The 15,157-nt window shown below is 45.6% G+C and carries 14 protein-coding genes; 5 read left to right on the top strand and 9 right to left on the bottom strand.

The window, feature by feature from the left end:
* Window positions 1–50: 50 nt before the first annotated feature.
* The 7 genes from LRP49_RS02610 to LRP49_RS02580 all read right to left on the bottom strand — a co-directional run bounded on the left by LRP49_RS02610 (window position 51) and on the right by LRP49_RS02580 (window position 8,642).
* The gene (locus tag LRP49_RS02610) at window positions 51–1,331 is read right to left on the bottom strand and encodes a cytosine deaminase (protein ID WP_274139991.1); all 1,281 of its coding nucleotides are present in this window, start codon (window positions 1,329–1,331) and stop codon (window positions 51–53) included.
* 13 nt (window positions 1,332–1,344) lie between these two features.
* On the bottom strand, window positions 1,345–2,583 hold the full coding sequence (codB, locus tag LRP49_RS02605) for a cytosine permease (protein WP_274139989.1): 1,239 nt from the start codon (window positions 2,581–2,583) through the stop codon (window positions 1,345–1,347).
* A 421-nt stretch (window positions 2,584–3,004) separates the two neighbouring features.
* Window positions 3,005–3,544 carry a DUF4136 domain-containing protein gene (locus tag LRP49_RS02600; RefSeq protein ID WP_274139988.1) on the bottom strand — a complete coding sequence of 180 codons (540 nt, stop codon included), beginning with the start codon at window positions 3,542–3,544 and terminating at the stop codon, window positions 3,005–3,007.
* 284 nt (window positions 3,545–3,828) lie between these two features.
* Window positions 3,829–4,488, bottom strand: coding sequence for a RuvC family protein (locus LRP49_RS02595; RefSeq protein ID WP_274139986.1), 660 nt, complete (start codon window positions 4,486–4,488; stop codon window positions 3,829–3,831).
* Between the two features lie 171 nt (window positions 4,489–4,659).
* Window positions 4,660–5,409 carry a LytR/AlgR family response regulator transcription factor gene (locus tag LRP49_RS02590; protein ID WP_274139985.1) on the bottom strand — a complete coding sequence of 250 codons (750 nt, stop codon included), beginning with the start codon at window positions 5,407–5,409 and terminating at the stop codon, window positions 4,660–4,662.
* The gene (locus LRP49_RS02585; RefSeq protein ID WP_274139984.1) at window positions 5,400–6,416 is read right to left on the bottom strand and encodes a sensor histidine kinase; all 1,017 of its coding nucleotides are present in this window, start codon (window positions 6,414–6,416) and stop codon (window positions 5,400–5,402) included. Before LRP49_RS02585 ends, LRP49_RS02590 begins: the two co-directional genes overlap by 10 nt.
* A 408-nt stretch (window positions 6,417–6,824) precedes the next feature.
* On the bottom strand, window positions 6,825–8,642 hold the full coding sequence (locus LRP49_RS02580; RefSeq protein ID WP_274139983.1) for an ABC transporter substrate binding protein: 1,818 nt from the start codon (window positions 8,640–8,642) through the stop codon (window positions 6,825–6,827).
* A 371-nt stretch (window positions 8,643–9,013) separates the two neighbouring features.
* Here LRP49_RS02580 and LRP49_RS02575 point away from each other — a divergent pair, with 371 nt between their 5' ends.
* Window positions 9,014–10,606: an ABC-F family ATPase gene (locus LRP49_RS02575; protein ID WP_274139982.1), complete on the top strand. Its 1,593-nt coding sequence runs from the start codon at window positions 9,014–9,016 to the stop codon at window positions 10,604–10,606.
* 66 nt (window positions 10,607–10,672) lie between these two features.
* Here LRP49_RS02575 and LRP49_RS02570 read toward each other — a convergent pair whose 3' ends face one another.
* On the bottom strand, window positions 10,673–12,469 hold the full coding sequence (locus LRP49_RS02570; protein ID WP_274139981.1) for a M3 family oligoendopeptidase: 1,797 nt from the start codon (window positions 12,467–12,469) through the stop codon (window positions 10,673–10,675).
* Window positions 12,470–12,708: 239 nt separating this feature from the next.
* On the opposite strand from LRP49_RS02570, the gene LRP49_RS02565 reads away from it, so the two are divergent.
* Both LRP49_RS02565 and LRP49_RS02560 read left to right on the top strand, forming a co-directional pair.
* A complete protein-coding gene (locus LRP49_RS02565) occupies window positions 12,709–12,942 on the top strand; it encodes a hypothetical protein (RefSeq protein ID WP_274140095.1) in 234 nt (77 codons plus the stop codon).
* Between the two features lie 42 nt (window positions 12,943–12,984).
* Window positions 12,985–13,344 carry a VOC family protein gene (locus LRP49_RS02560; RefSeq protein WP_274139980.1) on the top strand — a complete coding sequence of 120 codons (360 nt, stop codon included), beginning with the start codon at window positions 12,985–12,987 and terminating at the stop codon, window positions 13,342–13,344.
* A gap of 208 nt (window positions 13,345–13,552) precedes the next feature.
* Here the strand turns inward: LRP49_RS02560 and LRP49_RS02555 are convergent, their stop codons facing one another.
* A complete protein-coding gene (locus LRP49_RS02555) occupies window positions 13,553–13,753 on the bottom strand; it encodes a DUF2986 domain-containing protein (RefSeq protein ID WP_274139978.1) in 201 nt (66 codons plus the stop codon).
* A gap of 358 nt (window positions 13,754–14,111) precedes the next feature.
* Between LRP49_RS02555 and LRP49_RS02550 the strand changes: the two genes are divergently transcribed.
* Together LRP49_RS02550 and LRP49_RS02545 are read left to right on the top strand one after the other, a co-directional pair.
* The gene (locus tag LRP49_RS02550; RefSeq protein WP_274139977.1) at window positions 14,112–14,633 is read left to right on the top strand and encodes a DUF3332 domain-containing protein; all 522 of its coding nucleotides are present in this window, start codon (window positions 14,112–14,114) and stop codon (window positions 14,631–14,633) included.
* 144 nt (window positions 14,634–14,777) lie between these two features.
* Window positions 14,778–15,107: a DMT family transporter gene (locus LRP49_RS02545; protein ID WP_420791517.1), complete on the top strand. Its 330-nt coding sequence runs from the start codon at window positions 14,778–14,780 to the stop codon at window positions 15,105–15,107.
* The last annotated feature ends 50 nt before the right edge of the window (window positions 15,108–15,157 follow it).

The raw sequence follows: 15,157 nt of genomic DNA, 5'->3' as shown, positions 1-15,157 counted from the left end.
AGCCCCGCTCAAATGAGCAGGGCTTTTGGGAGTAATACACCAAATCAGAATTAACGCTTAAACGTTACGTTCTCGGTTGTTTCAAGATGCAGTGATGTTTGCGCAGGTTGTGTTTCTGCAATCACTTTGCCGTTACGGATCGAGTAACGAACAGGCACTTGACGGCGCAGAGCGTCAAAGTCGTTTTCCGCTGGAAGGATAAGCAGGTTACCCGGCTTGCCGACTTCCACACCGTAGTTGTCTTGAATATTCAAGGTACGTGCTGACTTGTGGCTGATCAGATCCAGTGATGAGTTCAACTGGTCGTAACCCATGATTTGGCAAACATGCAGACCCATGTGCAGAACTTGCAGCATATTCGCTGTACCCAGTGGATACCATGGGTCGAACACATCGTCATGACCGAAACAAACGTTGATGTCCGATGCCAGCATTTCCTTCACGCGGGTGATACCACGACGTTTCGGATAGTCATCAAAACGGCCTTGAAGGTGAATGTTCACCAATGGGTTGGCAACAAAGCTGATACCTGACATGCGCAGCAAACGGAACAAGCGAGACGCATAAGCACCGTTGTAGGAGTGCATCGCAGTCGTGTGGCTGGCGGTGACCTTGTGACCCATTTCGTATTTGTGCGCGAGTGCCGCGACAGTTTCCACGAAACGTGATTGTTCGTCGTCGATTTCATCACAGTGAACGTCGATCAGACGGTCGTATTTGCGTGCCAATTCGAACGCGTAATGCAGAGATTCCACACCATACTCACGTGTGAATTCGAAGTGAGGAATCGCACCAACAACATCTGCGCCCAGTTTCACCGCTTCTTCCAGTAACTCTTTGCCGTTAGGGTAAGAAAGAATGCCTTCTTGTGGGAACGCAACGATTTGAATGTCGACCCACTCTTTCATCTCTTCTTTCACTTCCAGCATGGCTTTCAGTGCAATCAGAGTAGGGTCAGAAACATCAACGTGGGTACGAACATGTTGAACACCGTTCGCGATTTGCCATTTTAGCGTTTGCTTGGCGCGCTTTTTCACGTCTTCCACTGACAGCATTGCTTTGCGTTCAGCCCAGCGCTCAATACCTTCAAACAAGGTGCCAGAGATATTCCAGCTTGGTTCGCCCGCAGTTTGCGTGGTGTCCAAATGGATGTGTGGCTCACAGAAAGGTGGCAATGCCATACCGCCTTCGGCGTCGATAATTTGTGCGTCTGTTTTCAACTCAGCGTTGTTGTCTTCGATTGCTTTGATGAGACCATTCTCAATCAAGATTTGAGAAGGTGCAGTTTCACCGCGAATGACAACGTTTTTAATGAGCATGGTTGCTGACATTAAGGTATTCCTCTTAGGCGCGAGCCGATTCAGTGTTCTTATTTGTGTTTAGCATGTCCAAAACCAGGTAGCTGAGTGCACCGCCGAGTACGGCGTTGATAGGCACGATACCTGGCAGCAAATGACCGGCTGCAACACCTACCGCGACACCACCAATGGCTGCCCAGTTTACGGTTTTGAACGTAGCGTTCGTGAAGTCTTTGTAACGCTCACGATGCTTAATAAAGTCGGCGATGATGATACCACCGATTGGCGGAATCGCAGCAGACAGGAATGTCAGCCAGCCAACAAAGTTGTTGTATAGCCACAGTGCACATAGCGTACCGATAATGCCGTTGATGACTGATAGGTACTTACTTGGTAAGCCAGTGATGTTTGAAAATCCAAGACCTGATGCATACAGCGCGTTGTCGTTGGTTGTCCAGATGTTCAAGCCCAAGACGATGATGGCTGGAATAAGCAGACCTTGTGCCATCATCACATCAGAGATATCAGACAGCCCCGTTGCTGCTGCGCCCGCAGCTCCGAAGATAAACATCAAGCTGTTACCAATGAAGAAGGCAACCATGGTGACGACAACTGCACCGCGCGCGCTCTTGCCGAAGCGAACAAAGTCAGCAGTTAATGTACCTGCGGAGATGAACGAGCCAACAACCAGTACCAGCGCGGTTGAGAAATTCATTGGGTTTTCAGGAGAAATCAACTGGAGTTGTTCAAGACCGCCAACACTGTCAATGGCTTCAATCACAGAGAAACCGCCAAGAAGGGCAATAGCAGGCACTGCGATAGCGGAAAGAATCATGAGGGCGGCCATACCGAAGTAAACGGTGGCAGTCATTGCAAGGCCAGCGACAGCGATAAGGATATTGGTGTCAATGCCTGTGGCTTTGTGTACAGGGAAGGCAAACATTGCAACGCCAACACCAAACCAGCCAACTTGTGTACCGCCGAGAAGAAGAGATGGAAGCCAGGAGCCTTTAATACCGAAAGAGAAGCGCGCTAGAAGGTGAGTAGAAAGGCCAGATGAGGCACCAATATAACCGAGAACAGAAGTGTAAATACCGAGGAGAAGATTACCAATAAGAACAGCGAGGAAGAAGTCATCAAATGAAAGGCCAGTGCCAAGGGTTCCTCCCGTCCACATGCTCGCTGAAAAAAACGTCAATCCCAGCATCACCATGGTGAGTGAGAGAACGCCTTTGCGCGCTGATTGAGGAACCGGTCCCAAGCTGTAGTTATTATCCGCTGCCATTTTACACCCTTAAAGAAAAGACTGATTCACTTACGCAAACGTAAGTGCTAGGTAAACGGCGCGGTATTCTATCGACTAAAAGTGTGAAGTCAATTGAGAAATGATGATTTTCTAAGATCTATAGAGGTAATGCTATATATGTATTTGTTTTTAATTAAAAATAAATTTTAGTTTCTACGGTTATAGTTTCAGTAAATGGCGGTGTAATCGGTTACGTCTTTAGATTTATTGTTGAAATTCTTCTTGAATCGAAGGCTTGAGGCTTAGGTTCGCGAAAAGAGATGTTTTCCTGTTGCGAAAAAAGGACAAATGTCCTTTTTCGTCAATTTTGGCAGTCTGGTGTGAAAAGAGCTGCCAATTTACTGGTAATGATTAAGATAAATGGCAGCTAGGATACAAAATTTAGGCTAATTGACGTTAATTATGGGTTATCTTGGCTGCTACCTAAGGATTTAGGCAGGGTTTTTATCATGTCACCCACTTGTTCGATGATCAGTTGCTGCTTTTTGGTACTTGACATGTTTTCGGTCAGCTTTTGCCTAGAAACGGACTTCCAAATAACAGTATTGTTTTTAGGATCAATCATTTCAATGACAAGTTGACCATAGTCTCGCTCATCAATTCTTACCGGAGTGTCGTAGCCGAAGCCAAAATTGCGGTATCCATAACCGAAGCTAAAAGATGGCCCATAAGCGATTTGCTCTGTTTTAGTCGCAATATAGTATCTAAATATCACATTTGGATTACTTGTGGTCTCAGTAAGCCCTCTGGCTTCAATCGACTGAATTAATGCGTTTTTAACCCGCTCATCGTCGAGAGAGATTGGTTTTGAAGAAGGAGGAAGGGATACGTCATAAGTTTTGATTTGAGAAAATGGATACTGTTGATTTAAATCGGTATAGACATTGTTGGCACACCCAGCCAAAACAACCGCGAGAAATAGGAGGATGAACTTTCGCATAAGATTTACCTTTCATTTGACGCTCTGGAAGTCGCCACAAGAAGTACGTGGTAATTACGTAGACCGCTAAGAACGTATGAAAGTTGCTTTAAGGTGGTGTTTTTTATAGCTAGGGTGTCTGATTTTTCGTGGTTTTGATGATTAGGTGTAAGTGTAAGGCGTTTCCGTTGGTGATTTGAACTCCCACAGAAGGAAACTGATAACGTCCATCATTTCAACACTATTCATCCAAGGGCAGCAAGCGAAGGTGCTCTGGCGCATCATGTGGACGTATCAGTGTAAATCTATGCTTCAACAAGCTCCATTGCTTCGAGTGTGTACGGGTGAGTGGGAGCAAGGCGGTACATTTCTATTGCCCATTCTAGAGCTTGTTGTTTATCGCCTTTACTAAGGGCGGCTTTAACTGCCGCTCGGTGTATCCAAGCTCTTGGCTCAAATGGGTAATATTGAAAGTTCTCAGAATCCAAGATGCCTTGCAGCATATCGTATCCCTTTTCTTCTTGTTGAAGAAAATCAGGCATACTTACAAAGGTAATGGCGGCAAGCGACTGGATGAATAATCCTTCGTTAAGGCCAGAGTAGGGTTTTGAATAACTGTCTTCATCTAACAACCGCAGGGCTTTATTTAGATAATTGAGCCCTTCTTTCGTATATTTGCTGCGATTCCAAGGTGCCCATGAGTCTCGTGCTTTAATGGCCAATGTGCTGCCATAGTAAGCGGTTAGCAGCGGATCTTTTGGGTATTGAAGTAACAAATTTTCCACCGCTTTCAATACTTGATCATTTGAACCTGTATCACCATAGGCGGCTTCGGCGTAACTATCTTGCAATGTCATACCAACTGGGCTGGCATAAGCACTTTGAAAGTTTACTGATAAAATGCTCACGAAAAGAAGCGTTATGGCTCCCATCGCGGTGTACAGCGTTTTGTCAGTAGCGCGCATGATATTTCTCTCCGGCTTTGCAAGTTAGCTTTGACGAGTTCGGATGCTACTTTACTAATATTGCAATTTGTGTACAGGGTATTGAGACGAACTGCTGAATAGCGAGATAAATGGAAAAATTCGAAGACCAGTTATTTAGCAGCGAGAAGAGGCCGTCATCTAGTCAACTGGTCACATCTGTTTGAAAAGCGAATGCGCACTGCGGCTGACAGGCAGACGAGTATTTCCTGCTACTGTTTCAACAAACATTTTTCCCATATCGTCTTTTGAAACCCGTGATATTGCAGAGACGCGAACGATAACAGAGCGGTGAATTTGCCAGAAAGTGTTGCCGCAAAGCTGTTGAGCGAGGAGGCGCAAGGGGGTGCGAATGATATATTCGGCGTCATCTGTTACGACAGTGACGTACTTGTCTTCAGCCTTAAAAAGCACGACCTCATCAACATGTATCAGATGGATATCTTCTCCCTTTGCAACCCTAAGCCAAGTTAGCGAATCAAATTGTGGGGATTGCGTTTGGCGAATTAGGTCGAGTAAATCGTCGTTAGGGGTAGAGCGGTGTTGGGCTGACTGCAAACGTTTCGTTGTCTTTAATAGTCGAGTTTCATCGATGGGCTTGACCAAGTAATCAATGGCCCCCTCTTCAAAGGCCTCAATCGCATGGTCATCATAAGCGGTCACAAAAACAATATTGGTCTGTATGTTCTGCTTGTTAAGTGCTGAGGCAACTTGAAGACCGTCAAGGCCTGGCATTCTAATATCGAGAAAAACCACATCTGGCTGTAGTGATTGGATTTTTTCTAACGCTTGGGTGCCATCGCCAACACTGGCGACAATGTGAAGTTCTGGCGATATATCTTCCAGTAACTTACCCAGATGATGACGTAATAATGGTTCGTCATCCGCGATGATTATGCGCATGGAATTGCCATCCTTGTAATAAAGCCGCCACCCTCTTGAGTAATTAGGTCCAATTTTCCTCGGCCATCAAATAACGCAGACAGTCGCTCTTTGACGTTCTTCATGCTTAACCCGTTGCCTTTGGATGCATCATTAAAGCCAATACCGTTGTCGCTGATTTCAATCATCAGTTGATGTTCGACGATGCAGAACTTGATTTGAATATGTCCACCTTTCACGGACGGCTCAATACCATGTACAACCGCATTTTCAACGGCGGGCTGAATAAGGAAAGGAGGAATAAGTGCCTGAGGTGAGACATTATCGTCTAAAACAATGCTGTATTCCATGCGTTCAGATAACCGAATTTGCTGAATGGCGAGGTAGCTATCAAGCAGCTTTACTTCCTCCGCGATGGTAATTTTGTCTTTACGTTGTTGTTTAAGGCTCGCTCTTAGGAGATCGGTGATACGTGTTAAAAGCTTCTTTGCTTTATCTTTATCGGTATCAATTAATATTTGAATGTTGGCAAGCGTATTGAAAAGAAAATGTGGTTCCATTTGCCCTTGAAGATTTCTTAATTGGCTATTGATCAGGGCTTTTTCTTGTTCGGTTTGCCGAATTTGAATATCTTTTAATTCTGATTCAGCGGTCATCGCCCTTTGCCTGTTTATTATGAGATAGGCGACAAAGAAAGCAATTGCGGTTGTGGCAATTAAAAAAGGTGTGACTAACTCGAAGCGCCAAACGCCTCTTTTGATGTATATCCAAATCAACATGTTTAGCGTGCCAATAGTCACGCCAAGGACGGTTGCTAAAACGACACTCCTTCGTGGAGACCAATCTGGGAATTGATTGAGAAACGTAATGTTGAAGAAAAGGAATGTGCCGCCATATCCAAGGGAGATGAGGAGGTGAAAAAGATAGCCGCCGCCTAGAAATGTTTCTGTAAAGTAAGCGATGATGAATCCTACGGCAACAACAAGCATTACTGGAACTGGTTCTAAATATCGGTAACTTTGAATCATTGTTTTCTACCTACGCACAGTTTAGCCCCCACAATTATATGAATTTATTATTTTTATACATTATGAATGGCTGTGATTATGGTCGAGAAAATGCGCTAAAAAACAACTGGGGAATGTAAGAAATAGAAATTAACTATGTACGCTGTCACGCATTGGCTATTTCATTACCACAGTTAAAAAGAAAAAAATGGCGCATCAAAAAACTTGTGCGCCTTTCGATAAGGTATTTCGGATGCACAGTAGCTTTTCCTAGCGCTCAACGCACAAAATTCGGAAAAACAACCAACAGAGCGAACAATAACAAATGAGGATTTGGATTCTACTGAGTTGAGATAAATGTCAGTATCTAGAGATGAATGGTGTATTTCCGGCGTGAGTGGAAAAAACGACGCTATGAAATGCGGGTAGTTAACTACCCGCTGAAGAATCTGAGCCCCATTTAGTGGCAATAACATCCGCTTTAGTGGTGTTACCCCCCGCTTTTTCGGCACTGGCTCTTAAGACTTCACTGGTATTAAACATGTGTTGCGGATTGACTCTTTCGTCGGTTCCTTCGAGCGATGCCAGCCCAATACTCAATGTCAGAGCTCCTGTCTTTGATGCGACAAATGGAATATTCGTATCTCTAAGCGTGGAGTGAAGTTTTTCACCCACAACAAGTGCATTGTCCCTTGATGTGTGCGGCAAAATAATGGCGTACTGTGAGTGTGTAAGATAGGCCAATACATCAGAAGAGCGCTGACAAGTGTTTGAGAACACATGGCCTATTTGGGCGATTGCCTTATTGGCTTTTTCTTCACCATAGTTTCTTGTGTAGTTTTCGAAATCATCTAAAGAGATAAGAAGAAGGCTAATTGGTGTCTTATAGCGACTAGCGCGGCGAAGCTCTTTGTCGAGCATATTGGCAAAATGTCGCTCATTCATTAGGCCTGTGAGTTCGTCGACAATAGTAATCTCTTCCAATTGGTGGGTAACGTCCTCCAACACTTCTTGGTTGTGCTCAAGGGCATTATTGAGCTCAATGTTTTCATCGCTGATTTGATGGATAGTTTCCGTTTGTCGCTTTGTAAGCAGGAAAAACGCCAAAACGATAGAAATCAACCCAAAGATAATAACAAGCGTGGTCAGTGCTTCTGTTTTGTACTCTTGCCAAATAGGTGCTTGGTAGTTAATGAATCGTGTACCCGTAGGGAGGGCTTCTTCTCCAATATCCCGTTTTTTCATCTCTTCAAGGTCAAAAAAGAACGAAGAAGGTGCTGGGCGCAATTCAGGCAATGCTTTTTCAGGGGAATCAAGTATTTCCAACGCAAGAAGTGCGGCAGCCTTACCTTGACTGTGACCTGTGACAATCTGACCACCTAACGCACCGTGACCAATATGCGAATGCCAATAGGTATAGATTGGGTGAGGAGTAATTGAAGACAAAATTCGTGCTGTTTCAGCGGAGCTATATTGTCCGCCTTCCTGCTTTGGTAGCGTACTGGCGAGCATAAATACTATTGTATTTACGGGTAGTTCTGATAATGCTGCATCTACCTCGTCGACGGACATATCAATCAAAAATTCGATGTCAAACTGCGCATCTAAAGATGACGTCACATTTTCTTTGACGATATCCAAAACATTTCGGTCATAAGATTCTTTTGAGGAGCCAATGAAGGCGATTGCCTGAGTTTGCGGATGAAGTGACAAAGCAAGTTCAAGCGATTGAAGGTAGTCTTTGTACTCGGAAATACCCGTTACATTCGCTCGGTCTTGTAGTTGGCTTGATGACTGTCCATTGATTGAGCTGAAGACAATGGGTTGCGTTGGGAATAGTGTCTTTTGATTCTCTAGCGCAAATGCTATTGCGTCAGCATCAGACGTTACGACGAGGTCGATGGTGCTGGAGACATTTTTTAATGCGAGGATATCAGCCACTTTATTATTAATTTCAGCTGGATCAAACCGTCGACTATCGAGATAGACTACAGACAACTCAACGGGTGTTGCTGATGTTGCGAATGTCTCTCGTAATCCACTTTCCAACTCGTCGCTCCAGCCATAGCCGCGATGGAAGGAGTTGATATACAGAATATGGTGAGCGTTAGAATCCGAATTGATAAATTGGGACGCTGACACACTGGCATTCATCGGCAGTGCAATGGCACACATAAAAATAACGTGTATAAACTTGGTGTGTTGGCGCAGGGAAGAAAGCCCCGCTTTTATATAGTTGTTCATCATTATCCCAGCACTCCGTTTCCCCAGAAGGGGATATGAAATCCATCTCACAGTGAAGAATAAGTGTAGATAGAGTTTCGCGATATATCTCAACAGATTAGGTTAAATTGCGACGTCTGTTCATAACTGGTCGGAAACGGTTTGCTAACAACCTCGCCAAGTAAAAGGTGATTTGGGCGGTATTGAAGAGGGTAACAATGGGCATGATCCCGCGTATTCTCTCTCGTTAACAGGCGATCAATGGGCGTGTTATAGCATTCTGGCTGCAATAAATTTGGCGTTATGTCTGTGACTCAATACGCAGTTTGCTTGAAGTAAGAGGGTATTCTCTGTACCCTTGCGGCGTTTTCCATTCTATGTTCAGGATTATCACCTTGCTTAGTACAGCTAATATCACACAGCAATTTGGCGCCAAGCCGCTTTTCGAAAACATCAGCGTCAAGTTTGGCGAAGGTAACCGTTACGGCCTAATCGGTGCGAACGGCTGCGGTAAGTCAACCTTCATGAAAATCCTGAGCCGTGAACTGGAACCAACCAGCGGTAACGTCAGCGTTGACCCTAACGAACGTGTTGCCAAGCTGAATCAGGATCAGTTTGCTTACGAAAGCTTCACCGTTATCGACACTGTTATCATGGGCCACAAAGAACTGTGGGAAGTGAAACAAGAGCGTGACCGTATCTATTCTCTGCCAGAAATGAGCGAAGACGACGGCATGCGCGTTGCAGACTTGGAAGTTGAATTCGCTGAAATGGACGGCTACATGGCAGAGTCCAAAGCGGGTGAACTGTTGCTGGCAGTAGGTATTCCGGTTGAACAGCACTACGGTCTGATGAGCGCGGTAGCACCGGGCTGGAAACTGCGTGTGCTTCTGGCACAGGTTCTGTTTGCTGACCCAGACATCATGTTGCTTGACGAACCAACGAACAACTTGGACATCGATGCGATTCGTTGGTTGGAAGATACGCTGAACGAGCGTAACTGCACCATGATTATCATCTCGCACGACCGTCACTTCCTGAACTCAGTATGTACTCACATGGCTGACTTGGATTACGGTGAGCTGCGCGTTTACCCTGGTAACTACGACGAATACATGACAGCAGCGACACAAGCGCGTGAGCGTCTGCTGTCTGACAATGCGAAGAAAAAAGCACAGATCGCTGAGCTTCAAACCTTCGTAGCACGTTTCTCTGCAAACGCATCTAAAGCGAAGCAGGCGACGTCTCGTGCGAAACAAATTGATAAGATCCAATTGACTGAGGTGAAAGCGTCAAGCCGCCAAAACCCATTCATTCGTTTCGAGCAATCAAAAGAATTGTTCCGTAACGCGCTGGAAGTTGAAAACCTGAGCCAAGGCTTTGAAGACGATCTGTTCGCTGGTTTCGGCGGTATCTTCGAAGTTGGCGAGCGCATTGCAATCATCGGTGAGAACGGCGTGGGTAAAACGACTCTGTTGAACACACTGGCTGGCGTTCTTGAACCACGTACTGGTATGTTCAAGTGGTCAGAAAACGCGAACATCGGTTACTACGCACAAGACCATGCGCATGACTTCGAAGAAGACATGAACCTGATGGATTGGATGAGCCAATGGCGTCAAGAAGGCGAAGACGAGCAAGTTGTTCGTGGCTTCCTTGGCCGTATGTTGTTCTCTCAAGACGACATCAAAAAGTCTGTGAAAGTGCTGTCCGGTGGTGAGCAAGGCCGTATGTTGCTTGGTAAGCTTATGATGCACAAGCCAAACATGCTGCTGATGGATGAACCAACAAACCACATGGATATGGAATCTATTGAGTCGTTGAACACCGCGCTAGAGCAATACAAAGGTACGTTGTTCTTCGTATCTCACGACCGCGTATTCGTAGACTCACTGGCAACCCGTATCCTTGAAATTCGTGATGGCAAAATCACTGATTTCAAAGGCACTTACGCTGAGTTCCTGAAGTCTCGTGGTATCGAGCATTAATTGCTGCTGACATGCATTGAAAACGCCGCTCATTGAGCGGCGTTTTTTTTCATGAAAATCTATCAGTTAAAAGTCATCGACCAGTTTTTGGAATGCCTCGATGCGTGTCCCCACTATGGCAACGCTTTGCGCCCAAAAGTCCCCGGCACGCAAATTCACACCCAAGTGCTTCTCGGCGACGTCTGAAGCTGTCATACGTCCTGTATCGCGCAACAAGGCTTTATAGTCTTCATAGAAGCGTTCACCTTTGTGTTGTCGCTGCGCGTAGACGCCTGTACTGAAGAGATACCCAAACAGGTAGGGGTAGTTGTAGAAACTGATCTCTGCGATGCTGAAATGCAGCTTACTCGCCCAGAACAAGTCATTTGGCTCGGACGACGCCTCGCCGTACCAATCTTTCCACGTTGACGCCATCAGTGCTTTCAAATCCGCCGGTGAAAGCTCGCCATTTTCACGTTGCTCGTAAAACGCTTTTTCAAACTGAAAGCGCACAGGAATATTGAGCAGCAAAGCCACGGCAGATTGCGCCTCTTCCCATAGCATCAACATTTTGTCGTTGTCGCTTTTTGCTCGCGCCAACAGCGCGTCTCGCACCACGTTTTCAGCGAAGATAGAGGCGGTTTCAGCGAGCGTCATTGGGTACGTGGTTTCGACATACGGCATATCGCGCATTACCCAGTTATGGAATGCATGGCCAAGCTCATGCGCCAGTGTCAGCACATCTGACATGCTGCCGCCATAACTCATAAACACCAGAGGCGTGCGCGTTTTCGGGATTTTTGTGCAGTATGCACCCATGACCTTATTTGGTTGTGGTGCTGCATCAATAAGTCGGTTCTCAACCATCATATCGACGAAGTCCGCCATTTCTGGGTCAACCTCGCCAAATGCCTGCTTAATGATCGCAATGCCTTCCTCAAAGGAAAGGGTTTCACTGCTCGCCTCGGATAAAGGAGGCATCGCGGCCAATTCATCCCACGGCGTTAGAGCATTGGTATTAAATAGCTTCGCCATAGATTGCGCTGCGCCACGGGAAATAGGTTGGCTTTCCCTTGCCGTTTGCATCATTGCATCTAGCGTTGATTGCTCTATGCGACTGCCATTCAGTGCAGGTTGAAGGAAAGTGAGAGTCTCTGTGTGACTGCGCTTTTTGTATTCTGTCAGTCGATTACCTGCAAGCGCGTTAAGAATCGCTGCGAAGGTGATTTCCTGCTTTTCCATACCTTCATATATGGCACGCCAAGCAGGCTCTCTGCGCGATGCATCACTGCCATATAGAATACTTGCCGCTTGTGACAGGCCAATGGTTTCCAGCGTGCCGTCAGCGAGCGTAAGGGTAACGTTCATATCGCCTGTGATGTTGTCATAAAGGCGACCCCAAGCATTCTTACCATCAACTTGCATTGCAGACAGTAATTGCTCTTCCGCTACAGACAATCGGTAAACACGCTGCTTTCTGATTTGCTCCAAACGGAACTGATGACGGCTAAACAGGCCATGCTCGTCGCTGCCTTGCATTACCGACTGGAAAATGTCTGCGTTACAACTCGCTAGCTCGCTTTCAAACGGGCTAAAGGCTTGAGCGAGGGATGACAAAAGCACATCGGTTTTCACCACAAGGGATTTTGCCTCGGCGTTGGTGGCATCAACGGAAGAAAGACATGCAGCATAGTTTGAGGCGGAAAGTAGTAAGATTTTGATGTCATCAAAGCGCGTCAGTGCCTGCTGACACTGCTCGACATTGTCAGACGATAATTCACCTAAAGAAGCAATGAGTTGCTCTGCTTTTTGTATGTCTTCAAGTAAAGCTGGATCTTGAAGGCTGATATAAACGAAAGAAAAATCCCAACTCGGTGCGGACATACGGTTCTCCAAACTGTTTAACGCTCTCAATACCTTAACGTATTTCGAAGGAAAAATGACAGTTTGTCGAGTGGGGGATAGCCTCGTTTATGCTTCACATGTCACCAATCAATTGGCTGTATAACGTCACAGATAGATTCGCAAAGAAAAAATAGCGCACTGTCAGGGCTGCAATGTCCGATATTGGATTGAGGGGGCAAGTTACTGCCTGTAGAGTGGTTAGTATTCGGGGAAAAGTGGTGCTGCACCAGATAGAGAGTTACCCATGTACGGCTTGTCACATTACGTCCAAGCATATTACGGTTTTGATTAGGAACCCCAGTCCTTTTCAAGGCGCAAAAGATCAAAAGCGCAAAGAGTTTATCGCGGGTTTAATCAAAGGGTGGGCTGTAGGTCCATTTTTAGCCTCAATGGATGAGTTTTCTCGCCATACAATCTGTGAAAACTGCGGTCGCAAGACGATTGAGGGTTAGTGTGCATTGTCGATACTTTGATAATCAATGAGGAGCGGGGAAATGAATCAGCATGAAAAACTCAATTATGTTGAGTTTGGCGCAAAAGAGTTAGCGTTGACTAAGTCATTTTTCTCGTCGGTGTTTGGATGGGAGTTTGTTGACTATGGGCCTGAATATACGGCTTTTTCAAATCAAGGGTTAGATGGCGGATTCTTTCAATCCGATTCTTGTAGTCAGACTCATACAGGTGGAGCACTTCTGGTTTTTTATAGTTCAGACATTGAAGCTACGTTAGACAAGGTCATTCAATTCGGAGGGGAAATTGTCCGCCCAATATTCGAGTTTCCTGGTGGCTGCCGTTTTCATTTTCTAGAACCGAGCGGTAACGAGTTTGCCGTGTGGTCTGAAACGGCACGTTAACCTAAACGGCCTGTTGCTTTCGCCTCGCTGCTACGTATCACGTGATTGATACGCCGATTGTAATGAGTGTTCGTGGGAATAAAACGGCGATAGCTATTGGAGGCGGTAGTGGAGAAACCAACCTTGGCGGTGCCGTTGCACAGTTGTGCGCGAAGGGCAGGTTAGCACCACCAATGCTGTCAATTCGTTTACGCTATAAAACGTTTGCTTACTGTTGAGCCGATGTGTCTTGCTCGCTCACTTCAACGTCTGTGCTTACGGTCTCTTGCACGTCGACATTTTCTTGCTCAGCCATTTTCGCACGTTCTGCTTTAGAGATGTAACGTGGCTTATTGCTTGGGTTAAGCTTCGCGTTTTTCTTCTTTTCTTTTTTCTTCAGCGTTGAAATGATCTTTTTCTTTCTGTTCATAAGAAACACCAATAGTTCTGGGGTTGGCGATTGTAGGTGTGTTGAGACAATAGCTCAAGCGAGATAAGAATGCATTGAAGACGAATAAAATTGAATGCTCATTAATTCAGCAATCAGATTTTGTGATTATTTTAGTGGTGTCTATTTTCTCCATCAATGTGTATCCAATAAAATTTAATGAATTCAGTGCGCTGTGTTGCCTCGTTAACCTTGATGTAACCTCGTAGGCAAAGAGCCTGCGTGGTGCTGTTGCTCACGTGTTACTCAATTACATTTCACTGCATATTTCTCCCTCTTTTAAGTTTTGATTTTCAATGTATACTTCGTCGACTTTTTTATGTTCACAGTGTGAAAAACGATGAAAAAATTTGCGATCAAAGCTGTTGCAGCTGCTGTCCTGACTGTGTCTCTGACTGGCTGTATTGGTCAAATGGCAACTTCTGGTGCCGTGATGAAACTTAACCTGTCTGCTGTAGACAACCGTTACGCACGTGCAGGTCTGTACGTTCTAATGTCTCCAGTTTATGGTGTTGCAGCGACTGCTGACCTGTTCATTTTCAACACCATTGAATTCTGGACCGGTACTAACCCAATCTCTGGTAAATCTCCAGCACTGGCAGATACGCCAATGAACGCTGTTATCAAGATCAACCAGAACCTGAACAGCGATCTGACTACTGCTCCAATTAAGATTTCTTCAGCTGATGTTAAACAACTGAATGACAAATCACTGGAAATGTCAGTTGCTTACGCTGATGGTAAAGTGCAAACTCTTCGTGGTGAGAAAGACGGCGAGATGGTTAACTTTTACCTGGACGACGAATTCATCACATCAGTGGCAGTTGCAGAACTGAACGAATACGCAGCAAACCGCGTTTAATTCAGTTTTCCAACGTTGAGCCCTGCTTATTAGTAGGGCTCTGTCGTTTATACCGCCGTTCGGGATTTGACTAGGCGGTTTCGTGGATTGGATGCACCATTTCTCTATGTAGGAGTGCGTGAGATGTTTAAATTGCTCTACACATTGCCACCGTTCGTTACGTTGTCAGTTGCTATTTTGTTCGAAATTATCGCGACGTCGACAATGCCAAAAACAAATTCATTCACCAATCCACTCGCGACAACGACCGTTCTCGGCTGTTATGCAATCTCTTTCTATTTACTGTCTATAACGGTGAGACAAATGCCTCTTGGTATCGCATACGCGATATGGAGTGCGGCGGGTATTGTGCTTGTTTCTCTGGTTGCATGGCTATGGCACGGGCAGCAGTTGGATATCCCTGCGATTTTGGGCATGTCGCTAATTGTTGCTGGCGTCGTGGTGATCAACCTCTTCTCGTCAGTCATGCACTGATGCGAGAAAGCGCGTAGTGTGCAAAATCATTGCGTCCTTTCGCTATTTAA

Source organism: Enterovibrio qingdaonensis (genome assembly GCF_028683135.1).
Classification (GTDB): domain Bacteria; phylum Pseudomonadota; class Gammaproteobacteria; order Enterobacterales; family Vibrionaceae; genus Enterovibrio; species Enterovibrio qingdaonensis.
Note: the sequence above shows the minus strand (reverse complement) of the source record. Positions and strands in the feature narration are given on the sequence as shown.

Bases quoted from the DNA above. Each gene is read 5' to 3' on its own strand.
- LRP49_RS02560 (WP_274139980.1), top strand. From the start codon at position 12,985: ATGAATCAGCATGAAAAACTCAATTATGTTGAGTTTGGCGCAAAAGAG.
- LRP49_RS02580 (WP_274139983.1), bottom strand. From the start codon at position 8,642: ATGATGAACAACTATATAAAAGCGGGGCTTTCTTCCCTGCGCCAACAC.
- LRP49_RS02570 (WP_274139981.1), bottom strand. From the start codon at position 12,469: ATGTCCGCACCGAGTTGGGATTTTTCTTTCGTTTATATCAGCCTTCAA.
- LRP49_RS02550 (WP_274139977.1), top strand. From the start codon at position 14,112: ATGAAAAAATTTGCGATCAAAGCTGTTGCAGCTGCTGTCCTGACTGTG.
- LRP49_RS02595 (WP_274139986.1), bottom strand. From the start codon at position 4,488: ATGCGCGCTACTGACAAAACGCTGTACACCGCGATGGGAGCCATAACG.
- LRP49_RS02610 (WP_274139991.1), bottom strand. From the start codon at position 1,331: ATGTCAGCAACCATGCTCATTAAAAACGTTGTCATTCGCGGTGAAACT.
- LRP49_RS02600 (WP_274139988.1), bottom strand. From the start codon at position 3,544: ATGCGAAAGTTCATCCTCCTATTTCTCGCGGTTGTTTTGGCTGGGTGT.
- codB (WP_274139989.1), bottom strand. From the start codon at position 2,583: ATGGCAGCGGATAATAACTACAGCTTGGGACCGGTTCCTCAATCAGCG.
- LRP49_RS02590 (WP_274139985.1), bottom strand. From the start codon at position 5,409: ATGCGCATAATCATCGCGGATGACGAACCATTATTACGTCATCATCTG.
- LRP49_RS02555 (WP_274139978.1), bottom strand. From the start codon at position 13,753: ATGAACAGAAAGAAAAAGATCATTTCAACGCTGAAGAAAAAAGAAAAG.
- LRP49_RS02585 (WP_274139984.1), bottom strand. From the start codon at position 6,416: ATGATTCAAAGTTACCGATATTTAGAACCAGTTCCAGTAATGCTTGTT.